Here is an 18,526-nt window from a genome sequence, read left to right on the forward strand (position 1 = left end):
AAGGAGCGGGGCGAGTGAGCCCCGCAGTCGGGAGCGAAAGGTGAGCGCTGCCACAATGGGTGGGGTGGACGACAAGAGCCTGACCGAGAACAGCGCCCCCGCCAACCGGACGAGTCTCTGGGGAGGCCGGTTCGCCGGCGGGCCCGCCGAGGCGCTCGCGCGGCTGTCGGTGAGCGTCCAGTTCGACTGGCGCCTCGCCCCGTACGACATCGCCGGCTCCCGGGCGCACGCCCGGGTGCTGGCCGGCGCCGGCCTGCTCGACCCGGAGGAGCTGGGGAAGATCCTGGCCGCACTGGACGACCTGGAGGCCGCCTGCGCCTCCGGGGCGTTCCGGCCCACGGTCGACGACGAGGACGTGCACACCGCCCTGGAGCGCGGCCTGCTGGAGCGGCTCGGCAGCCTCGGCGGCAAGCTGCGCGCCGGCCGCTCCCGCAACGACCAGGTCGCCACCGACATGCGCCTCTACCTGCGCGACCACGCCCGCGGCGTGGCCGCCCGGCTGGTCGAGCTGGCCGAGGCCCTGGTCGAGCAGGCGGAGCGGCACGTGGAGACCGCCGCGCCCGGCATGACCCATCTCCAGCACGCCCAGCCGGTCACCTTCGGGCACTGGCTGCTCGCCCACGTGCAGCCGCTGCTGAGGGACCTGGAGCGGCTGCGTGACTGGGACCACCGGTGCGCCGTCAGCCCGCTCGGCGCGGGCGCGCTCGCCGGCTCCGGCCTGCCGCTGGACCCGGTGGCGGTGGCCAAGGAACTGGGCTTCCGCACGTCCTTCGCCAACTCGATGGACGCGGTGGCCGACCGGGACTTCGTCGCCGAGTTCCTCTTCGCCACCGCGATGATCGGCGTGCACCTGTCCCGCCTTGGCGAGGAGGTGGTGCTGTGGACGTCGCACGAGTTCGGCTGGGTCGAGCTGGACGACGCGTTCGCCACCGGGTCGTCGATCATGCCGCAGAAGAAGAACGCGGACATCGCCGAGCTGGCCCGGGGCAAGTCCGGCCGTCTGGTCGGCGGCCTGATGAGCGTGCTCACCATGCTCAAGGGCCTGCCGATGACCTACGACCGGGACATGCAGGAGGACAAGGAGCCGGCGTTCGACGCGGTCGACACCCTGGAGCTGCTGCTGCCCGCGCTCGCCGGAATGATCTCCACGATGACCGTCCGGGTCGACCGCCTGGTGGCCGCCGCGCCGGTGGGCTTCTCGCTGGCCACCGAGGTCGCCGACTGGCTGGTCCGCCGGAACGTGCCGTTCCGCGCCGCGCACGAGATCACCGGCAAGCTGGTGGCGCTCTGCGTGGCCCGTGACTGCGCCCTGGACGAGGTCTCCGACGAGGACCTGGCCGCGGTCAGCGAGCACCTCGACCCCTCGGTGCGGGACGTGCTCTCGGTGCGCTCCGCCCTGGCCGCCCGGATCACCCCCGGCTCCACCGGCCCCGCGCCGGTGGCCGACCAGCTCGCCGCCGCCGCGGACAAGCTGGCCGGCTGGCGGGACTGGACCGCCGAGCGGGTGGTGCCCCGCTGAGTCACCAGGTCGCCGGCCGACGCCGTCGGATGACGCATGCCCAGGCCCCCAGCATCACGCTGGGGGCCTGGGCCGTGTTTAGCCGGTGCGGCAAGGGGCATGCGCGGCGGGACCTAGGGGGCGACGTGATGGACAGAGTTGTCGAACAGCCCACGCCACCGTTTCCCGGGCAGTCCCAGCCGAGGCCGGGACTGGATGCCCGGATGGATCCGCGGCCGCGCAACCAGGCGAAGGCGCTGCGCGGATCCGGAAAACTCACCGACTGCGCCGCGCTGATCACCGGAGGGGACAGCGGCATCGGCGCCGCCGTCGCGATCCTGTTCGCCCGGGAGGGGGCGGACGTGGCCATCGTGTGCCTGCCCGAGGAGCAGGAGGACGCGGACCACGTTCGTGAACTGGTGGGGCAGGAGGGACGGCGCTGCCTGGTGCTGACCGGAGACGTGAAGGACTCCTCGTTCTGCGACTCGGCGGTGGAGCGCACCGTCGCGGAGTTCGGCCGGCTGGACATCCTGGTGAACAACGCCGCCATCCTGTTCCAGTACTCGTCGCTGGCGGACGTTCCGGACGACGCTCTCGACGAGCTGTTCCGCACCAACGTGTCGGCCTACTTCTACATGGCACGCGCGGCGCTGCCGCACCTGCCCGCGGGCGGCTGCATCGTCAATTGCGGTTCGGTCGCCGGTTTCGAGGGCAACCCGTCGCTCATCGGGTACGCGGAGACCAACGGCGCGATCCACACCTTCACCAAGTCGCTGGCGACGGAACTGACCGGGCGGGGCATCCGGGTGAACTGTGTAGCGCCCGGACCGGTGTGGACCCCGTTGAACGCCTCCAGCCGTAGTCCCGAGCAGCTGGCCGGGTACGGGGACCAGACCGACGGCGTACCGCTGGGCCGGCCCGCGCAGCCCGAGGAGATCGCCCCCGCCTTCCTGTTCTTCGCCAGCAACGCGGACAGCAGCTACGTCACCGGTGAGACGTTGGCCCTGTTCGGCGGCCGGGTTCTCGCCCGTTGAACGAGGTGGCCCCGGGCGCCGGGGTGCCACGTCAGGAGGCGAGCCGATGCTTGACCTGAACCCTCCCTTGCGGCCCGTGCACCGGCCCGACGGCTACCTTCGCCTGGAGGACATGGGTCTGATCGGGGACGGCGCGACCGTGGCGCTCGTCGGCGTCGACGGCTCGATTCCCTGGCTGTGCCTACCCCGCTTCGATGCCGAACCGGTTCTCGCCGGCCTGCTCGACAAGCAGCGCGGCGGGCACTTCACCGTCACCGCGCAGGATCTGCGCGAGGCGCGACAGCACTACCTCCCGGACACCGCTGTCCTGGTCACCGAGCTGCGCACCGCCACCGGCCTGCTCCAGATCACCGATGCGATCGTGGTGCGCCCGGGCGCCGATCTCACCGACGACGCACCGGCCGGACGCGCGGAACTCGTGCGCTCGGCGCGCGTCCTCGACGGCACGGTCCGGCTGGACGTCGACCTGCAGCCCCGCGACGGCGGCCAGACCCACGCCGCGTTCGACGGCCTGGAAATTCGGCCCTCCCGGCGACCCGACCTGCGACTGCACCTGCGCGCCGATCGCCCGCTGACGAGCCTGCCGGCCACCTTCGACCTGCGGGAAGGCGAACACCTGGACCTGGTGCTCTCCTGGGGCCGGGTCCACCGCCACCACCGCTTCGACGCCGAGGAGATGCTGGCGACGACGGCGGACGCGTGGCGACGCTGGATTGCCCACTTCACCTACAGCGGTCCTCAGGAGCCCCTGGTCCGTCGCTCGGCGATCACTCTCAAGCTGTGCGACGACTGGGTCAACGGCGGCATGGTGGCAGCACCGACGTCCTCGCTGCCCGCACCGATCGGGGGCGTCCGCAACTGGGACTACCGCTACGTGTGGGTCCGCGACGCCGCCTTCACCGTGTTCGCCATGCGCCGCGTCGGATTCCGGAACGAAGCGGACGCGTTCCTCGGATGGGTGCTCGACGCCTTCGAGCGCAGCCGGCAACCACGGATCATGTACACCCTCGACGGCGGCCCGGTGCCCGACGACATCGAGGACCCGGGGCTGGAGGGCTACCGCGGCTCGGCCCCCGTGCACTGGGGCAACGGCGCGGCCGACCAGCGCCAGCACGACGTCTACGGAGAAGTGCTCGACGGCGCTGACCAATGGGTACGCGGCGGAGGGGAGCTCCAGCCGGCCCTGTGGGCCCAACTGCGCGGGCTCGCTGACGCCGCCGAGTGGGCGTGGCGGGAACCGGATCAGGGGCTCTGGGAGATCCGGGGCGCGGCCGGGTGTTCACCTACTCGGCCGGGATGTGCCAGGTGGCGCTGGATCGGGCGGCGGCCCTCGCCGAACAGCTCGGCCTGCCCGGATCGACAGCCCGGTGGCGTGCGGCGGCCGCCGAGCTGACCCGACGTGTCCTCGAGGGGTCCTGGGACGAGAAGGCCCAGACGCTCAGCGCTCATCTCGACGGCGGCGGAGTGCTCGACGCGAGCCTGCTGGCCCTGCCACTGCGGCGGGTGCTACCCGCCACCCATCCCCGGATGGTCGCCACCACTGCCGCTGTCGCCCAACGGCTGTCCGCCGGGGACGGGCTGCTCTACCGCTACCTGCACGAGGACGCGCCGGACGGGATCACAGGCGACGAGGGCGCCTTCGTGCTGTGCAGCTTCTGGCTGGTCGAGAACCTCGTCCAGCAGGGACGCCTCGAAGAGGCGCACGAGCTGTACGGGTCCTTGTGCGCGAGGACGAGCCCGCTCGGTCTGCTGTCCGAACAGATCGACCCCGCCACGGGTGCCTTCATCGGCAACTTCCCGCAAGCATTCAGTCACATCGGGATCATCGCCGGCGGGGTGAGCCTGGCCCGGGCCACATCCGACGCGACCGCCTGACCCGCAAGCCCGGCCGCGACGTTTCGCAGCGACTGGTCACCACAGTGGTCGGGGCCCGTCAGCCCGTGGGGCGCTCGCGCTTGGGCAGCTTCGCCACCACCGCGTCGTACGACCCGTCGAGCGCCTCTCGCAGCTCGTCGTCGGGGATGTCGCCGCCGAGCCGGAGGGTGTTCCAACCCGAGCGGCCGATGTAGGGGGAGGGGCGGGCGTCCTCGGGGAACCGGTGCACCCACTCGTCGGCGACCTCGCGGGACGGGCCGCACTTGACCCCCACCCGCGCCTCGCCGTCGGCGGACCCGAGGAAGGCGAAGATCCGGCTGCCCACCTTGACCACCTCGTCGCCCTCCCACGGCTGGTCCAGCCAGGCGCCCGGCTTCGCCAGGCAGTAGGACAGCATCTCCTCGCGCGTCATCGCATCCCTCTCGTGCCGGTCACCGGACCAGTCTCACCCGCCGCGGTGACAGTCGGCCGGTGCTCAGTCGCCGGTGCCGGTGCGCACGGTCAGCCGCTCGTAGCGCTGGCGGGCCGCCTGGGCGCTGCCCAGCCCCAGCCCGAAGGCGATCGCCTGCCAGGTCATCCCCCGGCCGCGGGCCACCTGCAACAGCCCCGCCTCCAGCGCGTCGACCTCGGCGCGCACGTGCGGGATCAGGGTCAGCGCGGCCATCAGGTCCGCCTGGTCGACCGGTTCCTCGCCCTCCGCCAGCTCCGCCCCGCCGGCGAGCGCCATCACCAGCGTCGCCGCCTCGTAGGCGTCGGGGACGTCGGGGTGCGCGTAGCGCCGGCGGCGGGCGTCGGTGCCGGCGTGCCGCTCGGCGATCCGCAGCAGCGCCGCGTAGTTGCGGTGCGCCCGCGCCTGGGCAGCATCCGGAGCGGTGAACGGGTCGTTGTCCAGCGTGACCATGTCGTTCATCCCACACCCTTGAACGACTCTTTGTCAACACCCCGTTGAAAGCAATTCATGCTCACCTCTGGGCGAGGTCGCTCGGGGTTCAGGCGTTCACCTGGCCGTGGCCAGGATGTGCCACGGCGCCAACGTGACGTTTGCCAGCCGTTGCCCACGGCGGGCGGGACTAGTTCGCTTCATAGCCATGATCATGTCCATGACCGCCGGCAGACGGGCCGTCGCCACAGCGACGGTCCCGCTCCTGGCATTGACTCTGCTCACCGCGGGTGCGGCGACCGCCGCGCCCGCGAGCGGGCCACCCCAGACCGTGATCGTCGAGTTCGAGGCGACCCCGACGATCGCCGCCGCGCCCGGGCCCGGCACCGTCGACGCGCAGTCGGCCGACCGGGTACGCCAGGCCCGCGCCGCCGTCGACGGCGTCGAGCACGGTGTGACCGAAGCGGCCAGGCGCGCCCGGATCACGCTCACCCACCGGCGGTCGTACCACGTCCTGCTGCCCGGCATGGCGGTGGAGGTGCCGGCCGGCCAGGTCGACGCCCTGCGCCGGCTGCCGGGCGTCAAGTCGGTGCACGGCGTACAGACGTTCCAGATCCATGCCGTGGACGGCGCACCGGCGAACCTCCGCACCGGGCCGGGCGGCGGCGCGGCGGCCCCATTGGACAGCGTGCCGCTGATCGGCGCCCCGCAGGTCTGGCAGCGCAAGGACCCGGCCGGCCGGCCGGTACGCGGCGCCGGCGTCACCGTGGCGGTCATCGACACCGGCATCGACTACCGGCACCCCGCGCTGGGCGGCGGCTTCGGCCCCGGCTACAAGGTCGCCGGCGGCTACGACTTCGTCAACGACGACGCCGACCCGGCCGACGACAACGCCCACGGCACCCACGTGGCGGGCATCATCGCGGGCACCGGCGCGGGCGGTCCCATGGCGGTCACCGGCGTCGCGCCGGACGCCACGCTCACCGCGTACAAGGTGTTCGACGCGGGCGGGTCCGGTACCGACGAGGACATCCTCGCCGGCATCGAGGCCGCGGTCGACCCGGCCAACCCGAACCGGGCCGACGTGATCAACATGAGCTTCGGCGGCCAGGGCGACGGCACCGATCCGATCGGACAGGCCGCGACCCGGGCCGCCCAGGCCGGCGTGGTGGTGGTCGCCGCCGCCGGAAACTCCGGCCCGGGCGAGCGGACCATCGGCAGCCCGGCCGCCGCCGACGGGGTGATCGCGGTCGGCGCCTCCACCAGCGGCCTGCGTCAACCGGTCGCGCACCTGGCCAGCCCCGTCCGGGAGCGGGTCGAGGCGATCCGCAACCCGTCTTCGGCCAACCCGCCCGCCAGGCCGGTGACCGGCGACGTGGTGGATCTCGGCGAGGGCACCCCGGACGACCTCGCCAGGGCGGGCGACATCCGCGGCAAGGTGGTGCTCCTCGCCGGCGTGGTGAACTTCGACGTGGACCTCCTGATGGAGGCGGAACGGCGGGGCGCCATCGCCGCGATCCGCTACAACCCCGGCGTCGACCTCGGGCCGATGGAGCCGGGGGTGCTGCCCGCCAAGGCGTCGACCACCCTCGGCGCCGAGGACGACCTGCGCTTCGACCGGCTGGTCATCCTCGACTCCTTCGACCCCAACCAGTACCTGCAGTTCCACACCCTGCTGGCCGCCGGTCGGACACGGATCACCATCTCCGGCGAGGACGCCACCGACGAGATCGCCGACTTCTCCTCCCGCGGCCCCGGCCCGCGCTGGCAGCTCAAGCCCGAGATCGTCGCCCCCGGGGTGGAGATCCGCTCGTCGGTGCCGACCGACCTCTGGGCGTCCGGCGTCTTCCGGCTCAGCGGCACCAGCATGGCCGCCCCGCACGTCGCCGGAGCGGCCGCGCTGCTGCGTCAACTCCGGCCGGAGCTGCCCGCGCCTCGGGTCGCCGCCGCGCTGATCGGCTCGGCCAGGGCCGTGCCGAACGGGCCCGCCGTGGCGGGGGCCGGCCGGCTGGACGTCGCCTCGGCGGTCGGCGCCGTGGTGACCGCCGATCCGCCCGCGCTGTCGTTCGGCCTGGCCGACCTGTCCCGCGACCAGGTGCGGGCCACCCGCACGGTGGCGCTGCGCAACGACGGTGACGAGCCCCAGCGGCTGCGTCTCGGCATCACCCCTGCGGCCGGCAGTCCCGGTACGGCCCAGGTCGAACCGAGCACGGTGACGGTCGCCGCCGGCGGCCGAGCCACGGTGACCGTACGGATCACCACCACCGGTCCGGACCAGGGCAGTGGCGACGTCTCCGGCTGGCTGACCGTCGACGCGCCCGAGGGCACGCCGGACCTGCGGGTGCCGTACCTGCTCGCGGTGCGTACCCCCGAGGTGTACGTCTCGCCCGACCCGAGCGACGGCCACACCGAGGTCTTCACGTACACGCTGGAGTCGGCCGCCGCCGCGCCCACCGTGACGATCCGCTCGCTGAGCGGCCAGCAGACCGCGGTGACCATGCAGGCCGACCACGACCTGTGGTGGCGGGCCCCGGTCATCGGATCCGAGCCCGGCGTCCACACGGCGACGGTCACGGTGCCCACGGCGTCCGGACCGACGCTGGTCGGGCGGACCACGTTCGACGTCGCGGAGCCGCAGGGCGACAGCCGCTGGGAACTGGTCGGGCCGAACTCGACCGGCGGCACGGTGAGCACCACCGCCGCCGACCCGAACCGGCTCGTGGTCGCGCCGTCCTACACCGCCGGTATCTGGCTCACCACCGACCACGCCCGTACCTGGCGGTACGAGCGGCTCACCCCGGTGGCCGGCACCGCGAGCCAGCCGAAGGTGCTGATCGACCAGAAGCGGGCGGACCGGATGTGGGTCGCCGTCAACAACTGGGACACCTACCACGGCAGGGTGCTGCGCACGGACGACGCCGGCAGGACCTGGCAGACGCTGTCCTTCCCGGACGCGTGGGTCGACGGGTTCGCCCAGGATCCGTCCGGCACGCTGGTCGCGGTGACCGGTGACACCCTCCGGACCAGCCGGGACGGTGGTGAGACCTGGACGGCGACGGCCGCCCCGTGGACGGGTGGCGTCTGGGGCACGGAGTTCGCCGGGGAAGACCTGTACGTGGCGACCGACGACGGCATCTGGCGGTGGGCCGGTCTGTCCGGTGTCCCGCAGCTCGTCCGTGCCGTCGGCGACTACACCACCTGGCCCAGGAGCCTGGCCGTGGTCGGCGAGACCGTGGTGGTGGGCCAGATCGACGACAGCGTCTGGGGCACCACCGACAGCGGCAGGAACTGGCAGCGGATGACGGCAGTTGACAACCTGGCCGCGGTCAGCGGCACGGGCGACACCCTGCTGGCCGACGGGTCCGACGAGGCGCAGCTGAGCCGCGACCGCGGCCGGACCTGGAGCCGGGTCGAGAAGCCGGTCCACGCGACCACGTACGACGTGGCGCAGTGGCCGGGCGACGACCGTACGCTGCTGCTCGGCATGGAGGGTGTGGGCGTGTACGCCACCGGCGACGCGAAGACCTTCACCCGCGTCGGCGTACCCGGGCAGTCGGTCAACGAGCTCGCGGTGACCGACGAGAAGCTGCTCGCCGGCACGGACGTCGACCTGTACAGCGCGCAACTCCCGGCGGATCCGGCCCAACTGGACTGGGGCGCCTCCGGCGCCGAGGGTCAGGCGGGACTGACGGTCAGCGGGCTGGCGGTCTCGCCGTCCGATCCCCGGACGGTCTGGAAGCTCTACCGGGACGCCCTGTCCCTCGGCCGGCTCGTGCGCAGCCGGGACGCGGGCGCCACCTGGTCCGACGTCGTCCAGCTCGACGGCACCCCACTGGGGCTCGCGGTGCACCCGGCCGACCCCCGGCAGATCTTCATCCCCTACGTCGACCTGCGGGGCAGAGGGCTCTTCGTCAGCCGGGACGGCGGCACGTCGTGGAAGAAGATCGACCACAAGGCGCTGTACTCGGCGGTCGCGGGTGACCCCGGGGACGCCAGGCGGGTGTGGCTGGGCGACGAGGACGGCCTGTGGCGCTCCGACGACGGCGGCGCCACCCGGGTGAAGGTGCTCGACGGTCCGGTGACCGCGCTGAGCGTCGACAAGCGTCGAATCGTCGTCGGGGGCGCGGAGATCCGGGTGAGCACCGACGGGGGACGTACCTTCACGGCGGCGCACCAGCTGGGTGCCGGCCGGGACGGGCTGCCCATCCAGGTCAGCCAGATCGTCGCGTCCGGGGACAACCTGTACGCCGGCACCGGCGCGTACTCGCCGGCCGGGTTGATCCGCGGTGGCCGGGGCGTGCTGCGCAGCACGGACGGCGGTCGTACCTGGGTGAACATCGGCGCGGGTCTGCCCGATCCGTCGGTGCGCGCCCTGGTGACCAGTCCCGACGGCCGCTGGTTGTACGCCGGCACCGGCTCCGGTGGCGTCTATCGGCTGCCGATCCGCGACTGACCGACAGCCGTGTCGCTGGGGCGCCGCGTCGATGGCGTCCCAGCGGCTCGGCCGACGACGGTCGAGAGATCGCCTACGCGCGAGGCCCGGCGGTCCGCTCTCCATTTCGACGCCTGGGTACGTGACGACGGTAGGTGCTCACCGTGGCATCACCGGTGATCCAGAAACGCCATGGAACGTCGTGCGCAGCGGCCACCCCGACCCGCGGGCCTGCGGAGATTGCTGCCGGCGCAACCGGACGGGTGGGTGGCGTCAACAGGAGCGGGCCCGTCCCGTCGAGGACCGAAGTGCCGTTCGCTTCGGCGCTGACTCCCAGCGCGACGACCAGCCGAGCCGGCCCCCGCGCGAGGTCGCGGTCCGCCACCTCCCCGCGGCGCTTGCGGGCCAGGTCCAAGCCGTCCACGACCTCGCCCGCTCGCAGCAGCACCGCCGCCGCCTCTCCCTCCCGGCCGCAGACGATGTTCAAGCACCAGTGAACGCCGAACACGAAGTAGGTGTAGGCATGCCCGGGCGGCCCGAACATGACCCTGGTCCTGGGGGTGGGCCCCCGATGAGCATGCGAGGCGGGGTCTTCGCCGGTGCCCGCGTACGCCTCGACCTCGGTCAGCCTGATCCGGACGCCCCCGGCCGAGAGCTCCCAGCCGAGGAGCGTCTGCGCCGTCTCGGGCACCTCTGCGGCGGGAGCATGAAGCCAGGAGTAGTCCACCGGTCCAGGAAACGACGGAAACCGGCGATCGACAAACCGACAGCGATGACGCCGCCGGACGGTGACCGGCGCTGGGCGCGTCGGGTGGGAATCCTGTCGGTGGGTGTGGCGATAATCACGGCACCCCGACGATGGAGGACGTCATGGCGACCCTGCTCGCGATCGGCACCGGCAAGGGCCTCTTCCTGGCCACCAGCCCCGACCGGCGCGACTGGGCGGTGAGCGGCCCGCACTTCCCGATGACCGGGGTCTACGCGGTCGCCGTCGACAAGCGCCCCGACCGGCCCCGGCTGCTGGCCGGCATGACCAGCTCGCACTTCGGCCCCAGCGTGGCCACCAGCGACGACCTGGGCGACTCCTGGCAGGAGCCGGAGCAGGCGCCGGTGGCGTTCCCGGCCGAGACCGGGGCCAGCCTGGGGCGGGTCTGGCAGCTCACCCCGGCGGGCCCGGACCAGCCCGACGTGGTGTGGGCGGGCACCGAACCGTCCGCGCTGTTCCGCTCCCAGGACGGCGGGCGCAGCTTCAGCCTGGTCCGGGCGCTCTGGGACCACCCGCACCGGGAGCGGTGGGGCGCGGGCTTCGGCGGCCAGGCCGTCCACAGCGTGCTCCCGCACCCGAGCGACCCGGCCCGGATGACGGTGGCGATGTCCACCGGCGGGGTCTACCGCACCGAGGACGCGGGGGCGAGCTGGGCGCCGGGCAACACCGGCATCCGGGCGTACTTCCTCCCCGACGAGTGGCCCGAGTTCGGCCAGTGCGTCCACAAGATCGCCCGCGACGCCGGCCACCCCGCCCGGCTGTACGCGCAGAACCACCACGGCGTCTACCGTTCCGACGACGACGGCCGCAGCTGGACCTCGATCGCCGCGGGCCTGCCCAGCGACTTCGGCTTCCCGATCGTCGCCCACCCCTCCCGCCCGGGCACGGTCTACGCTTTCCCGCTGACCGCCGATGCCGAGCGGTTCCCGGTCGACCGGCGCTGCCGGGTCTACCGCTCGGCCGACGCGGGCGAGAGCTGGGAGCCGCTCACCGCCGGCCTGCCCGAGGGGCCCTTCTATCCCTCGGTGCTGCGCGACGCCATGTGCGCCGACGACCACGACCCGGCCGGGGTCTACTTCGGCACCCGCTCGGGCGAGGTCTACGCCAGCGCCGACGACGGCGACTCCTGGTCGCTGGTCGCCGCGCACCTGCCGGACGTGCTCTGCGTCCGGGCCGTGGAGGTCTGAGTGGTCACTGTGCTGCTGCCCGGGCCGCTCCGCGCCGAGACCGGCGGCGAGGGCCGGCTGACTGTGGCCGCCACCGGCACGCTGCGCGCGGTCCTCGACGAGCTGGCCACCGCCTGGCCCCGGCTGGCCCGCCGGATCCGCGACGAGCGCGGCGAGCTGCGCCGGTACGTCAACGTCTACGTCGACGGCGAGGACTGCCGCCACGTCGGTGGCCTGGACGCGGCGGTCGCCGACGGCGCCGAGGTGCAGGTGCTGCCCTCGGTGGCCGGCGGCTGAACCACCCTCACTGCGGGCGTGCCGTGGGTGAGCCGGGCCACGCGGCGGTGGGGCCGGGGCGGAATAGTTGCTGCGTCAAATATGTTGTGCGCAGCGATTCCGGGCCGCATCGGTCCGGACCCCACGCAAGGAGCTGGTCATGCAGTTCGGAGTCTTCACCGTCGGCGACGTCACGGTCGACCCGACCAACGGGCGGCTGCCGTCCGAGCATGAGCGGATCAAGGCCATGGTGGCCATCGCGCTGAAGGCCGAGGAGGTCGGGCTGGACGTGTTCGCCACCGGCGAGCACCACAACCCGCCGTTCGTGCCGTCGTCGCCCACCACCCTGCTCGGCCACATCGCGGCCCGCACCGAGCGGCTGCTGCTGTCCACCGCGACCACGCTGATCACCACCAACGACCCGGTGAAGCTCGCCGAGGACTACGCGATGCTGCAGCACCTGGCCGACGGCCGGGTGGACCTGATGATGGGCCGCGGCAACACCGGCCCGGTCTACCCCTGGTTCGGGCAGGACATCCGCAACGGCATCCCGCTCGCCATCGAGAACTACGACCTGCTGCGCCGGCTGTGGCGCGAGGACGTGGTCGACTGGAAGGGCCGGTTCCGCACCCCGCTGCAGTCGTTCACCTCGACCCCACGCCCGCTCGACGGCGTGCCGCCGTTCGTCTGGCACGGCTCGATCCGCAGCCCCGAGATCGCCGAGCAGGCCGCCTACTACGGCGACGGCTTCTTCGCCAACCACATCTTCTGGCCGAAGGAGCACACCCAGCGGATGGTGGACCTCTACCGGCAGCGCTTCGCGCACTACGGCCACGGCTCCGCGGACCAGGCCATTGTCGGCCTCGGCGGCCAGGTCTTCATGCGGAAGAACTCGCAGGACGCGGTACGCGAGTTCCGGCCGTACTTCGACAACGCCCCGGTCTACGGGCACGGGCCGTCGATGGAGGAGTTCACCCGGGAGACCCCGCTGACCGTGGGCAGCCCGCAGCAGGTCATCGACCGGACGCTGGGCTTCCGCGAGTACGTCGGCGACTACCAGCGCCAGCTCTTCCTGATGGACCACGCCGGGCTGCCGCTGAAGACCGTCCTGGAGCAGCTCGACCTCCTGGGCGAGGAGGTCGTTCCCGTGCTGCGCAAGGAGTTCGACTCGCTGCGTCCCGCGCACGTGCCCGAGGCGCCGACGCACGCCTCGCTGCTGGCCGCGGCAGGCGGCGCCAAGGACAGCCCGGTCCACGCCGTCGACGACGTGACCGGCAAGGCGCCCGAGGAGGACCGATGACCCGGCGGACCCTGGCGGTCGTCTCGGCCGGCCTCGGTCAGCCCTCGTCGACCCGGCTGCTCGCCGACCAGCTCGCCGCGGCCGCCCGCGACGAGCTGGTCCGGCGCGGCGCCGAGGTGGAGATCCACACCGTGGAGCTGCGCGAGCACGCCCACGACGTGGTCAACCACCTGCTCACCGGATTCCCGCCGGCTGCCCTGCGCGCGGCGCTGGACACCGTGGCCGGGGCCGACGGTCTGATCGCCGTCACCCCGATCTTCACCGCCTCGTACAGCGGGCTGTTCAAGTCGTTCTTCGACGTGGTGGAGAAGGAGGCGCTGGCCGACCGGCCGGTGCTGATCGGCGCCACCGGCGGCACCGCCCGGCACTCGCTCGCCCTGGAGCACGCGGTCCGGCCGATGTTCGCGTACCTGCGGGCGGTGGTGATGCCGACGGCGGTCTTCGCCGCGCCGGAGGACTGGGCCGGCGACGGCGAGGACAGCGCGCTGCGGGCCCGGATCCGGCGGGCCGGGATCGAGCTGGCCGAGCAGGTGGACCGCCGCCCGGCGGCGACCGGCCCGGCCGACCCGTTCGCCCTCACCACCAGCTTCGAGGACCTGCTCGCCGGCCGCAACGGGGCCTGACCCCGACGCCGGCCGGCGACCTCAGTCGTCGGCCGGCTCGTAGGGGTGGGCCACCAGCACCGGGCAGTGGGCGTGCTGCACCAGCGCCTGGCTGACCGAGCCGAGCAGCAGCCCGGCGAAGCCACCCCGGCCCCGGGAGCCGACCACCACCAGCGCCGCCTCCCCGCTCGCCTCGATCAGCGCCCGCTCCGGGGACTCGCCCCGCATGGGCCGCTCGACCACGCTCAGCACCGGATGGTCCGTGCGGATCCGGGCGGCGGCCCCGGCCAGCAGCTCCGCCGACTCGGCCTGCGCCGCGGCGGTGGATTCCGCCGCGGCCTCCGGCGCCACCGCGCCCCGCTCCGGCACGCGCACGTGCACCAGCACCAGGTCGGCGTCCCGGCGGACCGCCTCGTCGGCGGCGAGCCGGACGGCGTACCCGGCCGACTCGGAGCCGTCGACCCCGACCAGCACCGGCCCCCGCACCGGGATGGGCTGCTCCGCCGGGCGGACCACCAGTACCGGGCAGTGCGCGTGCTGCGCCACCTGGTTGCTGACCGAGCCGAGCAGCAGCCCGGCGAAGCCGCCCACGCCCCGGCTGCCCACCACCACGAGCTCGGCCCGGCGGGATTCCTCGATCAGGGTGACGCCCGGGCCGCCGGCCACCTGGCGCACCTCCACCCGCAGGGTCGGATGCCGGTCGACCAGCTCGGCGGCCGCCTGCTCCAGCATCTTCCGCGATTCCGCGGTCGGCGCCGGCACCCCGAGGTCGTACGGGTTGAGCGGCACGCCGTAGCCGAGCGGGTGCAGGTAGCCGTGCACCAGGTGCAGCGGCCGGGACCGCGCGACGGCGGCCCGGGCGGCGTGTTCGGCGGCGGTGAGACTGGTCGACGATCCGTCGACACCCACCACGACAGGTCGGTTCATCGGCATCCTTCCGGTGGCTCCGCCCATTGTCGACGACAGCCGGGCCCGTGGCGCCCGAACTCCGACGGCCGCCGGCGGAGGCCTTGCGCCCGCGCGGCCCGGGACCAACGGCCCTGGCGGTTCGGGCCGGACGGGTGTCAGCTGGAGTCGGGACGATCCGGCCCGACAGTGACCCGCACCCACCGGGACCCGGTGGGCGGCCGGGTTCCTCGTCCCACCTGGGAGGCGAGCGACCGATGACCCCGCTGGAGATGCTCCGCGCACACCCCTTCCTCGCCGGGCTGCCCGAGGAGTGGCTGTCCCCGCTGACCGGCTACGCCCGCCCGGTGGTCTGGCACCCCGGGCACCGGCTGTTCCGCGCCGGGCAGCCGGCCGAGAGGTTCTGGCTGGTCCGCGGCGGCCAGGTGGCGCTGGACTTCCCGGTGCCCCGCCGCGGTGACGTGGGGATCGAGACGATCGGCCCGGGCGGGGTGCTCGGCTGGTCCTGGCTCTTCCCGCCCTACCGCTGGCAGTTCGGCGCTGTCGCCGTCCAGCGCAGCACCGCGGTCGAACTCAGCGCCGCGGGCGTGCGCCGGCTGATGGAGTCCGACGACGCGCTGGGCCGGCAGCTCACCACCCGCTTCATGAGCGTCGTGGTGGACCGGCTCCAGGCCGCCCGGGTCCGCCTGCTCGACCTCTACGATCTCCCGGCGGTGCTGCCGCCGACCGGCTGACCGACCGTGTGCCGGTGGACGACCAGGTCGTCCACCTCCAGCCGGCCGATCCGCAGCTCCCGGATCACCGCCCGCCGGACGGCCAGGCGGGCGATCATCAGCCGGCCGATCGCCACCGCGCCGAGCGCCGCCGCGGCGAGCGCCAGCGGCGCGGCCGCCGTCGGGCCCAGGGCCCGCGGGCCGGCCGCCGTCGGCCCGGTGACGGAAGGTCGGAGGGTGCGCATCGAAAGAGCTCGCCTGCGCGGGCGCTGAAGCATCCTGTTCACCCGTGGATCCTCTGCTCCCACCCGGCTCGTCCGGCGCCGATCCCGGCGCCGGTCCATCGCCCGGGTGACCTGACGTCCGCCCGTCGGCGGACTGCCTCGCCCCGATACCGGAGGCGGGGCGGCGCAGCCGGACGCGGACCGCGTCGGACGTCCCGGTCCTGTCGGTGGCCCCGGTTATCCTCCGGCGGTGACCAGTGAGGTGCGGCTCCGCCCGGTACGTGACGAGGACCTGCCCGCGTTCTTCGCCCACGAGCAGGATCCGCAGGCCAACTGGATGGCCGCCTTCGGCCCCAAGGATCCGGCCGACCGGGCCGCCTTCGACGCACACTGGGCGCGCATCCGCGCCGATCCGCGCATCGTCAACCGCACCGTGACCGTCGACGGCGCGGTGGTCGGCCGCGTGGCCGCGTTCCCGGTGGGGGAGCGCACCGAGGTCAGCTACTGGATCGACCCGGCCCGCTGGGGCCGGGGGCACGCCACCGCCGCGCTCGCCGCGCTGCTGCGCGAGCTGCCGCAGCGGCCGGTGCACGCGCGCGCCGCCAAGGACAACGCCGCCTCCCTCGCCGTGCTGCGCAAGTGCGGCTTCGTGGTGGTCGGCGAGGACTCCGGATACGCCGAGGGCCGCGGCGCCGAGGTCGAGGAGTACGTCCTGGAGCTGCCCGGCGAGGCGGCTGACCAGGGCGACCACTAGTCTCCCCGGGGTGAACTGGCTGGAACTCGTCGGCTGGGCCGGCTCCGCGCTGCTGGTCTGGTCGCTGCTGCAGACCCGCCTCCTGCGGCTGCGCGCGCTCAACCTGCTCGGCTGCCTCATCCTGATCGGCTACAACGCCGCCGTGCACGTGTGGCCCATGGTCGGGCTCAACGTCGTGCTCGCCGTGATCAACGTGTGGTACCTGCGGAAGATGCTCGCCACCCGGCACGACGAGCGGACCTACGAGGTGGTCGAGGTGGGCACCGGCGACGCCTTCCTGGCCCACACCCTGCGGGTGCACGCCGCCGACATCGCCCGGTTCAACCCGGACTTCCACTGGGACCCGGCCGCCGCCGACCGCTCGGCGTTCCTGGTGGTCCGCGCCGACGAGGTGGTCGGCGTGGTGGTCTCGCACGCCGAGCCCGGCGGGGTGGCACAGATCGACCTCGACTACGTGACCCCGCCGTTCCGCGACTTCACCCCGGGCGAGTTCGTCTACCGGCGCAGCCGGCTCTTCACCGACCGGGGCTTCCGCCGGGTGGTCAGCCCGCGCGGCATGGTCGCCCCCTACTACCACCGGCTCGGCTTCCGCCCCGAGGGCGACGCGTACGTGCTGGACCTGTCCGCGCCCGCCTGATCGGCCGCCCGGAGGATTGCCCGGCCCGCCCGCGGGGCACAGAGGGGCGACGCCGCCCGGCACCGGTCGGCGACGGGGCGGCCATGGCGGCCGGCCCGGGGCGGGTCGAGGGGGAGAGAACCGGGCGTGCAGAGCTACTGGAGCCAGCTGGCCCTGGTCGGAGTTCTGGTGATCGTCAACGCGGCCTTCGCCGGCAGCGAGATGGCCCTGGTCTCGCTGCGCGACAGCCAGCTCCAGCGGCTGGAACGCGGCAGCCGCGCCGGCCGCACCCTGGCCCGGCTCGCCAAGGACCCCAACCGGTTCCTCGCCACCATCCAGATCGGCATCACCCTGGCCGGCTTCCTGGCCTCCGCCGCCGCGGCGGTGTCCCTCGCGAAGCCCCTCGTCCCACTGCTCGGGGTGTTCGGCGACGCCGCCGAGACGGTCGCCATCGTCGCGGTCACCCTGGCGCTCACCTTCGTCACCCTGGTCTTCGGCGAGCTGGCGCCGAAGCGGATCGCCATGCAGTCCGCCGAGCGGTGGGCCCTCGTCGTGGCCCGCCCGCTCGACCTGCTGGCCGCCCTCACCCGCCCGGCGGTCTGGGCCCTCGGCGCCACCAGCGACCTGGTGGTCCGCCTGTTCGGGCTGAACCCGAAGCACGAGCCGGACGAGATCGGCCCGGACGAGCTGCGCGACATCGTGGCCGGCAACCACGGCTTCACCAAGGAGCAGCGCACCATCATCGCCGGCGCCGTGGAGATCGCGGACCGGCAACTGCGCGCGGTGCTCGTACCCCGGTTGCAGGTCTTCACCCTGGACAGCGGGACGACCGCGGAGGCCGCCCGGCTGGTCCTGGCCGCGACCGGCCACTCCCGGGCGCCGGTGGTCCGGCACGGTGGCCTGGACGACGCGGTCGGGGTGATCCACCTGCGCGACCTGGTCGGCGTCCCCGACGACCGGCCGGTGGACGAGATCGCCCGGCCGCCCATGCTGCTGCCGGACTCGCTGCCGGTGGTCGACGCGCTGCGCCAGTTCAAAGCGGAGCGCCAGCACATCGCGCTGGTGGTCGACGAGCGCGGCGCGGTCGACGGCATCGTCACCCTGGAGGACATCCTCGAGGAAATCGTCGGCGAGATCTACGACGAGACCGACCGGGACCTCAGCTCGGTGCGCACCGAGGAGGACGGGACGCTGGTGCTGCCCGGCACCTTCCCGGTGCACGACCTCACCGACCTCGGCGTCGAGCTGCCCAACCGCCCCGCCGGCGACTACACCACCATCGCCGGGCTGGTGCTCATCTGCCTCGGGCACATCCCCACGGTGGCCGGGGAGCGGGTCCGGGTCGACGGCTGGGACCTCGCCGTGGGCGGCGTCGACCATCACGCCATCACCGAGGTCCGGGTCCGCCGGCACGTCCGCCGTGACCGTCCCGAGGACGCCGACGCCGCCGACGCCCCGGTGCTCGACCAGGCGCGCGGCTGACC

General features: G+C 73.6%; 18 protein-coding genes. 13 read left to right on the forward strand and 5 right to left on the reverse strand.

Features of this window, described 5'->3' with window-relative positions; translation table 11 throughout:
- The first annotated feature begins 55 nt into the window (after positions 1-55).
- The 4 genes from argH to AC0OLQ_RS12690 all read left to right on the forward strand — a co-directional run bounded on the left by argH (position 56) and on the right by AC0OLQ_RS12690 (position 4,407).
- Entirely contained in the window at positions 56-1,519 is a 1,464-nt protein-coding gene (gene argH, locus AC0OLQ_RS12675) for an argininosuccinate lyase (RefSeq protein WP_484532335.1), read from the forward strand.
- A gap of 203 nt (positions 1,520-1,722) precedes the next feature.
- Complete coding sequence (locus AC0OLQ_RS12680) at positions 1,723-2,532, forward strand: SDR family oxidoreductase (protein ID WP_484531466.1); 810 nt, start codon at positions 1,723-1,725, stop codon at positions 2,530-2,532.
- A gap of 46 nt (positions 2,533-2,578) precedes the next feature.
- A complete protein-coding gene (locus AC0OLQ_RS12685) occupies positions 2,579-3,925 on the forward strand; it encodes a glycoside hydrolase family 15 protein (RefSeq protein WP_484531467.1) in 1,347 nt (448 codons plus the stop codon).
- Complete coding sequence (locus AC0OLQ_RS12690) at positions 3,838-4,407, forward strand: glycoside hydrolase family 15 protein (protein ID WP_484531468.1); 570 nt, start codon at positions 3,838-3,840, stop codon at positions 4,405-4,407. The genes AC0OLQ_RS12685 and AC0OLQ_RS12690 overlap by 88 nt, the downstream gene beginning before the upstream one ends.
- 58 nt (positions 4,408-4,465) lie before the next feature.
- Here AC0OLQ_RS12690 and AC0OLQ_RS12695 read toward each other — a convergent pair whose 3' ends face one another.
- Together AC0OLQ_RS12695 and AC0OLQ_RS12700 are read right to left on the reverse strand one after the other, a co-directional pair.
- The gene (locus AC0OLQ_RS12695; protein WP_484531469.1) at positions 4,466-4,819 is read right to left on the reverse strand and encodes an MmcQ/YjbR family DNA-binding protein; all 354 of its coding nucleotides are present in this window, start codon (positions 4,817-4,819) and stop codon (positions 4,466-4,468) included.
- Between the two features lie 63 nt (positions 4,820-4,882).
- Positions 4,883-5,317 (reverse strand): DNA-binding protein, encoded by a 435-nt coding sequence (locus AC0OLQ_RS12700; RefSeq protein WP_484531470.1) that lies wholly within the window; start codon positions 5,315-5,317, stop codon positions 4,883-4,885.
- Between the two features lie 190 nt (positions 5,318-5,507).
- On the opposite strand from AC0OLQ_RS12700, the gene AC0OLQ_RS12705 reads away from it, so the two are divergent.
- Entirely contained in the window at positions 5,508-9,740 is a 4,233-nt protein-coding gene (locus AC0OLQ_RS12705; RefSeq protein ID WP_484531471.1) for a S8 family serine peptidase, read from the forward strand.
- A gap of 73 nt (positions 9,741-9,813) precedes the next feature.
- Here the strand turns inward: AC0OLQ_RS12705 and AC0OLQ_RS12710 are convergent, their stop codons facing one another.
- Positions 9,814-10,446 carry a DNA-3-methyladenine glycosylase gene (locus AC0OLQ_RS12710; protein ID WP_484531472.1) on the reverse strand — a complete coding sequence of 211 codons (633 nt, stop codon included), beginning with the start codon at positions 10,444-10,446 and terminating at the stop codon, positions 9,814-9,816.
- Between the two features lie 143 nt (positions 10,447-10,589).
- Here AC0OLQ_RS12710 and AC0OLQ_RS12715 point away from each other — a divergent pair, with 143 nt between their 5' ends.
- From AC0OLQ_RS12715 to AC0OLQ_RS12730, 4 genes are all read left to right on the forward strand, one after another.
- Positions 10,590-11,672 (forward strand): WD40/YVTN/BNR-like repeat-containing protein, encoded by a 1,083-nt coding sequence (locus tag AC0OLQ_RS12715; protein WP_484531473.1) that lies wholly within the window; start codon positions 10,590-10,592, stop codon positions 11,670-11,672.
- Positions 11,673-11,948 carry a ubiquitin-like small modifier protein 1 gene (locus tag AC0OLQ_RS12720; RefSeq protein ID WP_484531474.1) on the forward strand — a complete coding sequence of 92 codons (276 nt, stop codon included), beginning with the start codon at positions 11,673-11,675 and terminating at the stop codon, positions 11,946-11,948.
- Between the two features lie 139 nt (positions 11,949-12,087).
- Positions 12,088-13,227, forward strand: coding sequence for an LLM class flavin-dependent oxidoreductase (locus AC0OLQ_RS12725; protein WP_484531475.1), 1,140 nt, complete (start codon positions 12,088-12,090; stop codon positions 13,225-13,227).
- A complete protein-coding gene (locus AC0OLQ_RS12730) occupies positions 13,224-13,850 on the forward strand; it encodes an FMN reductase (protein WP_484531476.1) in 627 nt (208 codons plus the stop codon). Before AC0OLQ_RS12725 ends, AC0OLQ_RS12730 begins: the two co-directional genes overlap by 4 nt.
- A gap of 21 nt (positions 13,851-13,871) precedes the next feature.
- Here AC0OLQ_RS12730 and AC0OLQ_RS12735 read toward each other — a convergent pair whose 3' ends face one another.
- Positions 13,872-14,762, reverse strand: a complete 891-nt coding sequence (locus tag AC0OLQ_RS12735; protein WP_484531477.1) for a universal stress protein — start codon at positions 14,760-14,762, stop codon at positions 13,872-13,874.
- Positions 14,763-14,992: 230 nt separating this feature from the next.
- On the opposite strand from AC0OLQ_RS12735, the gene AC0OLQ_RS12740 reads away from it, so the two are divergent.
- Positions 14,993-15,469, forward strand: coding sequence for a cyclic nucleotide-binding domain-containing protein (locus tag AC0OLQ_RS12740; RefSeq protein ID WP_484531478.1), 477 nt, complete (start codon positions 14,993-14,995; stop codon positions 15,467-15,469).
- On the opposite strand, the gene AC0OLQ_RS12745 is transcribed toward AC0OLQ_RS12740, so the two are convergent.
- Positions 15,433-15,693, reverse strand: a complete 261-nt coding sequence (locus AC0OLQ_RS12745) for a hypothetical protein (RefSeq protein ID WP_484531479.1) — start codon at positions 15,691-15,693, stop codon at positions 15,433-15,435. The genes AC0OLQ_RS12740 and AC0OLQ_RS12745 overlap by 37 nt on opposite strands.
- A gap of 229 nt (positions 15,694-15,922) precedes the next feature.
- Between AC0OLQ_RS12745 and AC0OLQ_RS12750 the strand changes: the two genes are divergently transcribed.
- The 3 genes from AC0OLQ_RS12750 (at position 15,923) to AC0OLQ_RS12760 (ending at position 18,524) form a co-directional block, all read left to right on the forward strand.
- Positions 15,923-16,426: a GNAT family N-acetyltransferase gene (locus AC0OLQ_RS12750; protein ID WP_484531480.1), complete on the forward strand. Its 504-nt coding sequence runs from the start codon at positions 15,923-15,925 to the stop codon at positions 16,424-16,426.
- 10 nt (positions 16,427-16,436) lie between these two features.
- Positions 16,437-17,063: a hypothetical protein gene (locus tag AC0OLQ_RS12755; RefSeq protein ID WP_484531481.1), complete on the forward strand. Its 627-nt coding sequence runs from the start codon at positions 16,437-16,439 to the stop codon at positions 17,061-17,063.
- A gap of 126 nt (positions 17,064-17,189) precedes the next feature.
- Positions 17,190-18,524 carry a hemolysin family protein gene (locus AC0OLQ_RS12760; protein WP_484531482.1) on the forward strand — a complete coding sequence of 445 codons (1,335 nt, stop codon included), beginning with the start codon at positions 17,190-17,192 and terminating at the stop codon, positions 18,522-18,524.
- Positions 18,525-18,526 lie beyond the last annotated feature (2 nt).

This window comes from Micromonospora sp. Utrum1 (assembly GCF_057197805.1).